The sequence below is a fragment of the Agrobacterium sp. BT-220-3 genome, from assembly GCF_025910175.1.
Lineage (GTDB): Bacteria > Pseudomonadota > Alphaproteobacteria > Rhizobiales > Rhizobiaceae > Agrobacterium > Agrobacterium oryzihabitans.
In genome coordinates this window covers 100,670-113,655 of the sequence record NZ_JAPAIX010000006.1, presented here as the reverse complement: position 1 = coordinate 113,655, position 12,986 = coordinate 100,670, and the positions used below count along the sequence as shown (strand labels likewise).

Sequence of the window (12,986 nt, the reverse complement as noted above, 5' to 3'; positions counted from 1 at the left end):
GTTTCAATGGCCTTTCGAAATAAGCTGGCTGTAAAGCGCGGCGTAGAGACCGGCGCTTTTTTCCCAGGAAACATCGGATTTCATTCCGAGTTTCTGCATTTGTGTCCATAGTTTCGGGTCGTGGTAATAACGCACGGTCCGGCGGATCGCCTGTTTCAGACCGTCGAGCGTAACGGGGGAAAATTGCACGCCCGTCGCCGCCTTGCTGGCGACGGCGGCATGGTTGGCATCGATCACCGTATCGTTGAGGCCGCCCGTGCGGGCCACCACGGGAATGCAGCCGTAACGCAGCGCATAAAGCTGGGTCAGGCCGCATGGCTCGAAGCGCGAGGGAATGATGATCGCATCGCAGCCCGCCTGCATGAGATGCGACAGGGGTTCGTTATAACCCACAGCCACGCCGACGCGGCCATGGTGGCGGGATGCCGCCGCCAGAAGCGCACCCTCCAGCGCCACATCGCCAGCCCCCAGAACCACGAGACGCCCGCCCAGGGAAACGATCTCGTCCACGGCTTCCGCCATGAGGTCGATGCCCTTTTGCCAGGTCAGGCGGGAAATGACGCAGAAAAGCGGGCTGTCGTCATCATCGATGCGGAAATGTTCGGCGACGGCCTTCTTGTTCAGCGCGCGGTTCTTGAGATTGGCGGCGGAATAATTGTCGTGGATCAGATGGTCAGTGGCCGGGTTCCAGACATCGGCGTCGATGCCGTTGACGATGCCGTGCAACACATGCGCGCGGCTGCCGATCACCCCTTCCAGCCCCATGCCGAATTCCGGGGTCAGTATTTCCTCCGCATAGGAGGGGCTGACGGTGCTGAGCGCGGTTGCGGTCTGCAGGCCGCCCTTGAGGAAGCTCACATCATTATAATATTCGATGCCCTCCATGCCGAAAGCGTGGGCGGGCAGTTCAAGCTTGCTGAAGATGTTGGCGCCGAACTGGCCCTGAAAGGCAATATTGTGGATGGTAAGCAGGCTCGGAATCTCGGGCGTTTCGGCATAGCGCATATAGACGGGTGTCATGGCGGCCTGCCAGTCATGGGCATGCACCATATCCGGCCGCCAGCCCGGGAGAATACCGGCGCCGATGCGCGCTGCCGCGAGCGAGAGTGCGGCAAAACGCTTCCAGTTATCAGGATAATCCTTGCCCGTCTGGCCAAGATAGGGGCCGCCGGACCGCTCGTAATAGGCAGGCGCGTCGAGAATGAGGAGGTCGAGCCCCTCGTGCCGGACTTCGAGCAGCTCGGCTTTTTCGCCGAGCAGATCGGAAAATTCGAAACATTTGACGGGGTCCGTCACGGCGGCTTTCACCGCCGGATAGCCGGGTATCAAGGTCCGCGTTTTGACGCCATAGGCTTCGAGCGCGATGGGGAGCGCGCCGGCAACGTCGGCGAGCCCTCCGGTCTTGATCAGGGGATAGATTTCGGATGAAACCGAAAGGACATTCATGGGCTCTACAGGTCCAGCTTGTCGATCATCGATTGGGTGATAAGGCAAATGCCGTTTTCAGTGCGGCGGAAACGTTTGGCATCCAGTTCTGGGTCTTCTCCTACAATCAGTCCTTCCGGAATGACCACGCCATGATCAATGACGACGTTGCTCAGCTGTGCATGACGTCCGATCTTCACACTCGGCAGTACTACGGCATTCTCAAGGCGGGAGTATGAATTGGCGCGCACGCCCGTGAACAGAAGGCTGCGGTTGAGAGCGGCACCGGAAATGATGCAGTCGCCGGAGACGACAGAAGACACGGCCGAACCGCGTCGGTTCTCATCGTCATGCACGAATTTCGCCGGCGGGGTGATTTCCGCATAGGTCCAGATCGGCCAGGATTTGTCGTAGATATCGAGGTCAGGCACCACATCCGTGAGGTCGATATTGGCCTGCCAATAGGCATCGATGGTGCCGACATCTCGCCAGTAGGGTCCATGCTCGAAGTCTGAGCGCACGCAGGAATCCGCGAAGCGGTGGGCGACGGCTTTGCCGTGCTTGACGATATAGGGAATGATGTCCTTGCCGAAATCGCGGCTGGAGGTCGGATCGGCGGCATCGCGGCGCAGCGCTTCCATCAGGAATTTCGTGTGGAAGACATAAATGCCCATCGAGGCGAGCGCGAAGCCCTCATTGCCGGGAATGCCCGGCGGATCGGCCGGCTTCTCGATGAAATCGATGATCTCGTCTTTTTCGTTCACATGCATCACGCCGAAGCCCGTCGCTTCCATGCGCGGCACTTCGAGGCAGCCGATCGTCACGTCAGCGCCGGAATCCACATGCTGCTGCAGCATGTATTCGTAGTCCATCTTGTAAATATGGTCCCCGGCCAGGATGACCATATATTCCGGGGCATAGGGCTCGATGATGTCGATGTTCTGGTAGACAGCGTCGGCCGTGCCTTCATACCATTGCGTTTCTGAGACGCGCTGGGAGGCCGGCAGAATATCGAAGCTTTCGTTACGTTCGGGACGGAAGAAGTCCCAACCGCGCTGCAAGTGTCGGATAAGCGAGTGCGCCTTGTATTGGGTCGCGACGCCGATGCGCCGAATGCCGGAATTGAGCGCGTTGGAGAGCGCAAAATCGATGATGCGCGCCTTGCCGCCGAAATAGACGGCGGGCTTTGCCCGGCGGTCCGTCAGCTCCTTCAGACGACTTCCTCTGCCGCCCGCGAGGACATAGGCCATTGCATCACGCGCCAAAGGCTGAACTCTTTTTTCCGACATGGTGTCCTCCCTCTCTGTCTGTCAGTTTTCCGGCTCGAGCATGATCGTCGCCAAAGGCGGCAGGACGAGCATCGCCCCGATATCCCCGCCGGCATCGACCGCCTGAACGCGTCCGCCATTTCCCTTGCCGCTGCCGCCATAGATCTCGGCGTCAGTGTTGAGAATCTCCCGCCACCGCCCCGCAAGAGGAAGCGGCACATAATAGTTTTCCCGATAGACCGGGGTCAGATTGCAGATGACCGCCACCGGTTTCTCGCCGGGCGCCGTGCGCAGCCAGGCAAAGACCGAATTCTCGTGATCATCGACCACCAGCCAGCGGAAGCCGTCGGGTTCGCAGTCGCGGGCGTGCAGGGCCGCTTTCGAACGGTAGGTGAGGTTGAGATCGCGCACGAGGCGGCGCATGCCTTCATGCATCGGATATTGGCGCAGGTTCCAGTCGAGCGATCCCTTTTCGCTCCATTCGCTCCACTGGGCGAATTCCTGTCCCATGAACAGCAGCTTCTTGCCGGGATAACCCCACATGAAACCATAATAGGACCGCAGATTGGCGAATTTCTGCCAGTCGTCGCCGGACATCTTGGCGATCAGCGATCCCTTGCCGTGCACCACCTCGTCATGGGAAAGTGGCAGCACGAAATTTTCGGTGAAGGCGTAAAGAAGCCCGAAGGTCAGTTCCTGATGGTGGAACTTGCGATGCACCGGCTCGCGCGAGAAATAACTCAGCGTGTCGTGCATGAAGCCCATGTTCCACTTGAAGCCGAAACCGAGGCCGCCCTCATGGACCGGCTGGGACACTTTCGGCCAGGAGGTGGATTCCTCGGCGATCGTCATGACGCCCGGATGGGTGCCGTAGACGAGCGAGTTCATCTTCTGCAGGAAGCGGACGGATTCGAGGTTCTCGCGCCCGCCATATTCGTTGGGAATCCACTCGCCTTCCTTGCGGGAATAATCGAGATAGAGCATCGAGGCGACCGCATCGACACGCAGGCCGTCGAGGTGGAATTTTTCGGCCCAGTAAAGCGCATTGTTGATGAGGTAGGACATCACCTCGATGCGGCCGAAATTGTAGATCGCCGTGTTCCAGTCCGGATGAAAACCCTGACGCGGATCGGCATGTTCGTAAAGCGCCGTCCCGTCAAACCAGCGCAGGCCATGCTCGTCTGTCGGAAAATGCGCCGGAACCCAGTCGAGAAGAACGCCGATGCCGACCTTGTGAGCGCCGTTGACGAACCGCGCAAAGCCTTCCGGATCGCCGAAACGGGCGGTCGGGGCGTAAAGGCCGGTCGTCTGGTAACCCCAGGAGGGATCATAGGGATGTTCGGTGATCGGCAGGAACTCGATATGGGTGAAGCCCATATCCGTGCAATAGGGGATGAGTTGCGCGGCCAGTTCGTCCCAGCTGAGGAAGGTGCCGTCCTCGCGGCGCTGCCAGGAGCCGGCATGAACCTCGTAAATGCTGATCGGTTGGCGGCGCTGGTCCACCTGGGCCCAATGTTCCCGGTGAGCCTGGTCTTCCCATTTTTGCGTCAGTTCCGGCGCGGTGACGGAGGCGGTTTTCGGCCGCAATTCGCCGCGCCGCGCATACGGATCGGCCTTCAGCGGCAGAAGCTCGCCATTCGCGCCGAGGATTTCAAACTTGTAGGCGCAGCCGGCGTAGACGTCAGGTGCGAAAATTTCCCAGATGCCGGTATCCTTGCGGAAACGCATCACATGCCGACGGCCGTCCCAATTGTTGAAATCGCCAACGACGGAAACGCGCTTGGCATTGGGAGCCCAGACCGCGAAATGGAAACCTTCCACGCCCTCGAGCTTGAGCGGATGAGCACCCATCTTGTCGAAGAGCCGCAGATGCGACCCCTCGCGAACGAAATAATCGTCCATCGGCCCGAGAACCGGGCCGAAGCTATAGGGATCCGTCACCGCCCATTCGGCATCGTCGCGGCCAGCCCGGTAGCGCACCGGCTGGCGTGACGTGAGCTCGATAGGGCCTTCGAAAAAGCCTTCCGGATCGAGCTGTTTCAGCTCGCCGATGAAATTGCCGTCAAGCGTGAGGACGGACACTTCTTCGGCGCCGGGGATGAAACAGCGCGCGGAAAACCCTTCCGGCGTTTCGTGAACGCCGAGAAGGGCAAAGGGGTTGGAATGCAAACCGCTCTTGATCGCCTCGATTTCAGCCTTCGTGACAGCGCCAGTCTTTTTCTCTTCGGCCGAATTGAGCGGTTTTTTCATCAGGCTCTCCAGATGTCGGCGGCATATTGCCGGATCGTCCTGTCGGACGAGAACCAGCCCATGCGCGCCGTGTTGCGGACTGTTTTCGCATACCAGCTATCCGGATCGCTCCAGATCGCGTCCACCTCGCGCTGCGCATTGGCGTAGGCGTCGAAGTCTGCGGCGACCATGAACCAGTCGCTATTGTAAATACCGTCGATCAGGGCGGAAAAGCGCGAGCGGTCGTCGGGCGAGAACACGCCGGAAGCAATGGACGACAGCGCCTGCGACAATTCCGCGGACTGTTCGATGATCGCACGCGGATTGTGACCCTCGGCGCGTGCCTTGGCCACTTCATCCGCCGTCATGCCGAAGATGACGATATTCTCGTCACCCACATGTTCGAGCATTTCAACATTCGCACCGTCGAGCGTGCCGATGGTGAGAGCGCCATTCAGCGCAAACTTCATGTTGCCGGTGCCCGAGGCTTCCATGCCCGCCGTCGAGATCTGTTCGGAAAGATCGGCGGCCGGAACCATGATTTCCGCAAGCGAGACGTTATAGTTTGGAATAAATACCACTTTCAGGAGCCCGCGCACGGCCGGATCGTTGTTGATGACCCGGGCAATATCGTTGGCAAGCTTTATGATCAGCTTCGCGTTGTGATAACTCGGCGCCGCCTTGCCTGCGAAGAACTTAACGCGCGGCACCCAATCCAGTTCCGGGTGGGAACGGATCTGGTCGTAAAGGGCCACCGTTTCCACGAGGTTCAGGAGCTGGCGTTTATATTCGTGAATACGCTTGATCTGGATGTCGAACATGGCCGAAGGATCGACACGGATGCCCATGCGCTGCGCCACCGTATTGGCAAGCCGCACCTTGTTCAGGCGCTTCACTTCGGCGAATTTTGCACGGAAACCGGCGTCGTCGGCGAAGCGGTCGAGTGCCGTCAGCTTTTCCGCATCGTCGAGGAAATCGTCGCCGATTGCTTCCCTGATCAGCCCCGTCAGGCCGGGGTTGCACTGCATCAGCCAGCGGCGGGGCGTGATGCCGTTGGTCTTGTTGTTGATCCGGTCGGGATAGAGGCTGTGCAGGTCGGCGAAGACCGTTTCCTTCATCAGCTCGGTATGAAGTGCCGAGACACCATTGATCGAATGCGAGCCGATGAAGGCGAGGTTACCCATGCGCACGCGGCGTTCGCCATTTTCATCGATCAGCGAGATGGAGCGGATCTGCTGATCCGGCATCTTCTTTTCCTTGCGGGCGTAAACCAGCGTATTGGCGTTGATCGCGTAGACGATCTGCATGTGCCGCGGCAAAAGACGCTCGAGCAAAGGCACCGGCCAGCTTTCCAGCGCTTCCGGCAGAAGCGTGTGGTTGGTGTAGGAGAAGGTGCCGCGCGTAATCGTCCAGGCTTCGTCGAATTCAAGCCCATGGACATCGCAGAGCAGGCGCATCATTTCGCAGATGGAAATGGCCGGATGTGTGTCGTTGAGCTGGATCGAAACCTTGTCGGGCAGCGAGGTGAAATCCGGATATTGCTGCAGGTGACGGCGCAGAATGTCCTGCAGGGAGGCGGAGGAGAAGAAGAATTCCTGCCTCAGGCGCAGTTCCTGGCCGGCCGGCGTCGCATCGGCCGGGTAGAGAACGCGCGTCAAGCTTTCCGCCTTGTTGCTTTCTTTCAGTGCACCGATGTGGTCGCCGGCGTTGAAGGCGGCGAGCAGAATGGGGTCGATAGGCTGTGCGGACCACAGACGAAGCGTGTTGACGCGGGTGCCGCGCCAGCCGACGACCGGTGTGTCATATGCCATGGCGATGACGCGTTCAGCCGGTTTCCAGACGAAACGCTGCGGCTCTTCATATCCGCCAATGGTTTCAACCGATCCGCCGAAGCCGACTTCATAGGAGCTTTCACGGCGCTCGAATTCCCACGGGTTGCCATGCGCCAGCCAGGTCTCCGGCAGCTCCACCTGCCATCCGTCCGCCATCTGCTGGCGGAAAAGGCCGTGTACATAACGGATGCCGTAGCCATAGGCGGGAATGTCGACCGTTGCCATGGATTCCATGAAACAGGCTGCGAGACGGCCAAGGCCGCCATTGCCGAGTGCCGCATCCGGCTCCAGCCCGGCGATGACATCCAGATCAACGCCGAGTGAGGAAAGGGCGTCCCTGATCTCTTGCATCAACCCGATATTGGAGATGGCATCGCGCATCAGGCGGCCGATCAGGAATTCCAGCGACAGGTAATAAACGCGCTTGGAATTGTCGGCATAGGCCTTGCGGGTGGAGGCCATCCACTTGTCGATGATGCGGTCGCGGACAACCAGAATGGTTGCGGTCAGCCAGTCATGCGGCTTGGCAACCTTGACGTCCTTGCCGATGCGGTAAGTGAGGCGCTCGATGATTTCGGCCGCCATGATTTCCGGGTTGGAACTGCGCGGGGCGGGGCGGGGGAGATCGGCGGCGTTAAGATTATTGATCATTGGTCGGTCAGCACCTTGGTGGGAGGAGAGGGTCTGATGAGGTCGATCCGGTTTGCCTTTGCTGGTGCCAGTTTATGCATCGATATGGAGGCGTGGCAACAGCAATTTTTCCGGAAAGTTGAACAGCTTAATATAATGAAAAATAAGACTTTTCTATCAGCGTTCCGGGGATCGCCGAAGGCATTGCGCGCTCTTTGTGCGCCGTTCTTGAACGGGTTTGCGTGGTGATTGCGATGCCGGGCATCGTTCAAAAAAGGGAGAGAGGCTGCAATACTTCTGAAATGGTTCACCGGTCCTGAAATCTGTTTCGGTCTATCGGATCACACACTAGCCTTCGCGGCTGAGAAAATTCAATGAAAATAAACGTGGTGGCGCCACCGCGGCGCCAGCCAAGGGTGGTTGCGGTATAAAAACCGGCCTTCATCGCCGTGAAATGCGATTTTTACGCCGGAAAAAATGGTTCCGTCGTCATCTCGCTTGCGCGGATCGTCACCCTGGTATTTGGCGGAACGGCGCACCAGGGGGTGCAATCGAAGGAAAAGGGCTCCGAACTCAGCGCAATGCCTTCATCTAGCCCGCGCCAGTAAAGCGTCGGCGGCTTGTCATCGCTTGACCAGCGGAAGGCGTGCAGGCAATCGCCATCCATCAGCACGGCGCTGAATCTCAGTGCCGAGGAAACGCCCGCCATTATCATCTTTTCATGGCAGAGGCGCAGGGCGGTGGAAATGGCGCGGACCGGGTCCACATCGAGGCCGTGGCCGGCGGCGATGAGGAAGATGGCTTCGCTGTCACCGGTGCCGCGCCGGGATGCATAGATATCATCGGGAATGAGGGAATCGACGTCCCGCCTTATCTGCTCATAACCGCCGATCTGGCCGTTGTGCATGAACAGATACCGCCCATGTGAGAAGGGGTGGCAATTGGCGCGGGATACTTCGCCTGAGGTGGCGGAGCGAACATGGGCCATGAACATGCCCGAGCGAAGCTGGTGGCAGAGCGCGGCCAGATTGGCGTCGGACCAGGCGGGTCTGGTGTCGCGAAAAACACCAGGGATTCCGCGCTCGCCATACCATCCAAGGCCGCAACCATCGCCATTGACGACGGTTTTCGCTTCCCTTGCGGCCATGGACTGGCTGACCAGTGATGCTTCCGGTTCGATCAGAAGACTGTCGAGCCAGACCGGTTTACCGGAATAGGCAAAGAGGCGGCACATTCATGCGGCCCTGTTCAGGGCCTTGTTTCCAAGCGCGAAGCCGACAGCGGCCTTCGCGTGAATGGCGGTCGAATCGTAACCCGGCAAAGGCAGCGCGTCCGGATCGATCAGCAGGGAAATTTCGGTGCAGCCGAGAATGACGGAATCGACGCCGAGCGCACGGGCTTTCTCGATGACCGACAGATAGCGCTCGCGCGAGCAGGACTTGATCTCGCCCTGGCACAGTTCGCCGAAAATGATGTCGTGGATGGCGGCTCTGTCTTCCACGTCGGGCACGACCACGTCGACGCCATGGCGGCGCATGCGGTCGGTGTAGAAGCCGTGTTCCATGGTGTAGCGGGTGGCGAGCAGAAGCGGTTTGCGGCGCCCATCGGCCTTCAATGCGGCTGCGGTTTCGTCGATGATGTCGATCAGCGCGACGCCCGACATCTTCGCGACGGTTTCTGCAACAAGATGCATGGTGTTGGTGCAGATCAGAACACAATCAGCGCCGGCATTGGCAAGGCGCGCGCCGGCGGCACCCAGAAGCGCACCGGCTTCATCCCAGCGATCAGCTTTTTGAAGGGCGACAACCTCGGAGAAATCGAGCGAATGCATGACGATATCGGCCGAAACCAGTCCACCGCGGCTGTCGCGCACGGCTTCGTTGATCATGCGGTAATAGGTTGCGGTGGATTCCCAGCTCATGCCGCCGATCAGGCCGATCCGTTTCATCAGAGTTCCCTTATCAAGTTGATTGGAAACAACAATGCCACCTCTGTCGCGAAAATGGCATGCGTTTTTGCACGGAATTCGAGATGAAAACGCAAATAAAGAGCGCCATACTCCAATTAATCGCAAAAAACTTGCGCCATGTTGGAAATATGTGCATCCTGGGCGGATGATTGATGATCGTGACCGCCGAATCCTTGCGATTCTTCAGGAAAATGCAGAAACACCGCTCGCCGATATAGCCGACGAGGTGTCGCTGTCGCTTTCCGCCTGCTCGCGCCGCATCACGCGGCTACGTGCGGAAGGATATGTGACGGGCACGATGGCATTGCTCGACAGGCGGAAAATCAATCTGCCGACGACGGTTTTCCTGCTCGTGAGAACCGGGCTGCATGCGGAGGATTGGCTGGACCGGTTCCATGCCGCCGTCAGCACCATACCGGAGATCGTCGAAGTTCACCGGTTGACCGGGAATTTCGATTATATTCTGAAGCTCGTGCTGCCGAATGTCGAATATTACGACACGATCTACAAACAGATCCTGCGCCGCGTCGAGCTTTACGACATGTCCGCCTATATCTCCATGGAAACGGTGAAGCTGTCGTCTTCCCTGCCGACGACACATATCTGACGGGGCGTTAGCGTTTCAGCGCGCCGCCTCGAAGCGGAAGCCGAAGCGGAAATTCCGCGTCTCACCCGGCTGAAGGGTGAGCGCAGCGGCAAGTCCGGGCTGGTTGAAGGCGTTGGTCGGCGTTTCAACGGGTTCCAGGGCGATCGATCTTCGTCTGTCGCGGGCAAGCGTATCGCCGGTGAAGACATGCATGTTGCCACGCTCCTGCCAGATTGTCAGGCTCGATCCGTCCTGCCGATTCCCCAGCCGCGTTTCATACAGCCCGTTTTCGGATGCGATGAGATCGGTAAAGCAGGCATCGAGCACGTGGCCCGCAAGCGGTGCGGCGGAAAGAAACGTCGCATCGTCGCGCTTGAGAAGCCCGCTTTGCTGGTCCAGCAGGGGTATCAAATGTTCGTCGGTTTCGATTGCGGTCTGCGAGGGGAGTGTCAGTTCGAGATCGTCGATGGACGCTGTACCGGGCAGACGGAAATAAGGGTGCCAGCCGGCGGCGAAGGGCAGCGGCCGGTCGTCGCCATTGATGCCGCGTATGTCGATGGTGACGTCATGGCCGGCAAACCGGTATTCCACCTCAAGGGCGAGATGATAGGGATAACCCTTGAAATCGCCGGGTGATATTTCCGCGCGGAACACCAGTACATGCGTGCCGTTTTCCTCGAAAGAACGGTTGAGAAGAAAGGGCAGGGCTCTGGCGAAACCGTGGAAAACAAGGTTTTCGTGGGCAAGCACCGGTTCTATACGGTGCATCTCCCCACCGAAACTGAACTTGCCGTCCGGAATACGATTGGTGAAGGGGGCGAGAATGCCGTTTCTCACGCCACTTTGCGATTGCAACTCCGCAGGTGTCAAATAGCCGTCGACAAGGTTTTCAGATTCGCTGCCATCGGCAAGCCGCGGCTGCCAGCTCAGAAGAGTTGCACCCTCGTAAGCGATCTTGGCGGTGAAGCCATTTCCGGAAATGGTAACACCGGCAATCCCCGTGCCTGTCTCGGAGGTGGTCATCGGGAAATTGTCCTTTGCATGCATGCTTTCTGCGGTCACCGGGGCTGTTGCCCCGCCGATTCGCCCGATCATCTTCGCTGCGGAGACATTTCGCAATGGCCGGATCGCGCAGATACATGCCTCCGCACGCCTGACAGGCACTGTGGCGGAAGTCAGTCCGCGAAGGTCAGCTTCGCGCCGCTGAAAAATTCCATCAGCGCGGCCTGGTCCTCACCGCCCAGTCCCGCCGCCGTGAGCATGCGGTGCACCTCGGCGCAAACCGCCGTCAGGGGCATGGCCGTGTTGGTGCGCCTGGCGAGATCCTGCGCACCGTTCAAATCCTTGACCATGTTGTCGATGCGGCCGGTGCGGCGGTAATCCTTCGCGACGTAACGCGGCATGTATTCCTGCAGGATGGCGCTGTCGGCGCGGCCGCCCTTCAGCGCCTGGGGAATTTTGGCGGCATCGACGCCCGCATCCAGCGCAAGCTGGGTTGCTTCCGCGACGGCGAGGAAATTCAGGCCGCAAAGAACCTGATTGATGAGTTTCGTCGTCTGGCCGGCGCCGCTTGGCCCCATATGGGTATAGTTGCTGGCGACATGCTGCAGCACGCGGTGGGCGTCGGCTACGTCCTTTTCGGTGCCGCCGGCCATCAGCGTCAATTGCCCGACAAGCGCCTTGGGCGCACCGCCCGAAAGGGGGCTGTCCACCCAGCGCAGGCCCTTTTCGGCAGCATTGGCCGCCAGTTCCTTGGTGGCTTCCGGGTCGATGGAGGACATGTCGATGATCAGTGTGCCGGGCCTTGCTCCGGCCGCCACGCCATCCTTGCCGAACACGGCGGCGCGGACGATTTTCGGCGAGTTGAGGCTGAGGATCACGACATCGGAAACCGAAGCCGCCTGCGCCGCCGTTCCGGCGCTGTGTGCGCCGAGGCTGGTCAGCGCCGCCACCTTCTCCGCATCCAGATCGAAAACCGTCAGGTGATGGCCGGTCTCGATCAACCGCGTGCCGATCGCCCCGCCCATGGCACCGGCGCCGATGAGGGCGACTTTGTTCTTGTCGGTCATGGTGCTCACGGTCTCCTCCCAAAGCGTCGTGGTATTGTCGGCCCGATCCGGCTGGCGGTTTCAGTGCGCCAGCCGGAGAGGAGGTTTTAAAGCGAGGCGGTGATGCCGCCATCGACGTAGAGAATATGTCCGTTCACGAAGGACGAGGCATCGGACGACAGGAAAATGCAGGCGCCGACAAGCTCTTCGACCTTGCCCCAGCGGCCGGCCGGCGTGCGCTTCTCAAGCCATGCCGAAAAGGTTTCGTCGGCGACGAGGGCGGCGTTGAGCGGCGTGTCGAAGTAACCCGGCGCAATGGCGTTGCATTGCAGGCCGTATTTGGCCCAGTCGGTCGCCATGCCCTTCGTCAGATTGCCGACAGCGCCCTTGGTGGCGGTGTAGGGCGCGATGCCGGGGCGGGCAAGAGCGGTCTGGACGCTGGCGATGTTGATGATCTTGCCGCGGCCGCGGCTGATCATATGACGTGCGGCAGCCTGGCCGGCATGGAATACCGAGGCGATGTTGGTCTGCAACAGGCGCTCGAAGGCATCCGCCGGAAAATCCTCAAGCGGTGTGCGGTGTTGCATGCCGGCATTGTTGACGAGAATATCGATGGGGCCGACATCCGCCTCGAAACCGTCGATGGCCTTGCGCACCGCTTCATGATCGGTGGCGTCGAAGGCGAGCGTCTTGGCGCCCTTGATGCCTGCGGCAGCCGCTTTCAGCTTCGCCTCGTCGCGGCCGTTCAGAACCACTTCAGCCCCTGCTTCCGCCAGCCCTTGCGCCAGCGCGAAGCCGATGCCCTGGGACGAACCCGTGATCAGGGCGCGGCGGCCGGAAAGATCGAACAAATTAAGGCCCACTGTTTCCTCCAGTCTCTCGACATTGCATTCATGCAGGTTTATGTTATCGATAACATTCATCCCTTTAAGACGTGGATGTCAAGGCTTAAACGCCCGGTTTCGGTACGGATCGGGCGGGCGGAGAGGTCGCGCGGCG

General features: G+C 59.7%; 10 protein-coding genes. 1 reads left to right on the top strand and 9 read right to left on the bottom strand.

What is annotated here, in order from left to right; translation table 11 throughout:
* Positions 1-3: 3 nt before the first annotated feature.
* The 6 genes from glgA to OK142_RS16800 all read right to left on the bottom strand — a co-directional run bounded on the left by glgA (position 4) and on the right by OK142_RS16800 (position 9,332).
* Positions 4-1,446: a glycogen synthase GlgA gene (glgA, locus tag OK142_RS16825; RefSeq protein WP_498684030.1), complete on the bottom strand. Its 1,443-nt coding sequence runs from the start codon at positions 1,444-1,446 to the stop codon at positions 4-6.
* A gap of 5 nt (positions 1,447-1,451) precedes the next feature.
* Positions 1,452-2,714, bottom strand: coding sequence for a glucose-1-phosphate adenylyltransferase (gene glgC, locus OK142_RS16820; RefSeq protein ID WP_035223690.1), 1,263 nt, complete (start codon positions 2,712-2,714; stop codon positions 1,452-1,454).
* A gap of 21 nt (positions 2,715-2,735) precedes the next feature.
* Positions 2,736-4,943, bottom strand: a complete 2,208-nt coding sequence (gene glgB / locus OK142_RS16815) for a 1,4-alpha-glucan branching protein GlgB (RefSeq protein WP_498684027.1) — start codon at positions 4,941-4,943, stop codon at positions 2,736-2,738.
* Positions 4,943-7,405, bottom strand: a complete 2,463-nt coding sequence (locus OK142_RS16810) for a glycogen/starch/alpha-glucan phosphorylase (protein WP_003498384.1) — start codon at positions 7,403-7,405, stop codon at positions 4,943-4,945. The genes glgB and OK142_RS16810 overlap by 1 nt, the downstream gene beginning before the upstream one ends.
* Before the next feature lie 442 nt (positions 7,406-7,847).
* A complete protein-coding gene (locus OK142_RS16805; RefSeq protein ID WP_003498386.1) occupies positions 7,848-8,618 on the bottom strand; it encodes a class II glutamine amidotransferase in 771 nt (256 codons plus the stop codon).
* A complete protein-coding gene (locus tag OK142_RS16800) occupies positions 8,619-9,332 on the bottom strand; it encodes an aspartate/glutamate racemase family protein (protein WP_003498387.1) in 714 nt (237 codons plus the stop codon).
* A gap of 166 nt (positions 9,333-9,498) precedes the next feature.
* On the opposite strand from OK142_RS16800, the gene OK142_RS16795 reads away from it, so the two are divergent.
* Positions 9,499-9,960: an Lrp/AsnC family transcriptional regulator gene (locus OK142_RS16795; protein ID WP_003498392.1), complete on the top strand. Its 462-nt coding sequence runs from the start codon at positions 9,499-9,501 to the stop codon at positions 9,958-9,960.
* A gap of 15 nt (positions 9,961-9,975) precedes the next feature.
* Here OK142_RS16795 and OK142_RS16790 read toward each other — a convergent pair whose 3' ends face one another.
* The 3 genes from OK142_RS16790 to OK142_RS16780 all read right to left on the bottom strand — a co-directional run bounded on the left by OK142_RS16790 (position 9,976) and on the right by OK142_RS16780 (position 12,850).
* Positions 9,976-10,986 (bottom strand): aldose 1-epimerase, encoded by a 1,011-nt coding sequence (locus OK142_RS16790; RefSeq protein WP_498684025.1) that lies wholly within the window; start codon positions 10,984-10,986, stop codon positions 9,976-9,978.
* Between the two features lie 128 nt (positions 10,987-11,114).
* Positions 11,115-12,008, bottom strand: a complete 894-nt coding sequence (locus OK142_RS16785; protein ID WP_498684252.1) for an NAD(P)-dependent oxidoreductase — start codon at positions 12,006-12,008, stop codon at positions 11,115-11,117.
* A gap of 86 nt (positions 12,009-12,094) precedes the next feature.
* Entirely contained in the window at positions 12,095-12,850 is a 756-nt protein-coding gene (locus tag OK142_RS16780; RefSeq protein WP_142173442.1) for an SDR family oxidoreductase, read from the bottom strand.
* Positions 12,851-12,986: the final 136 nt, after the last annotated feature.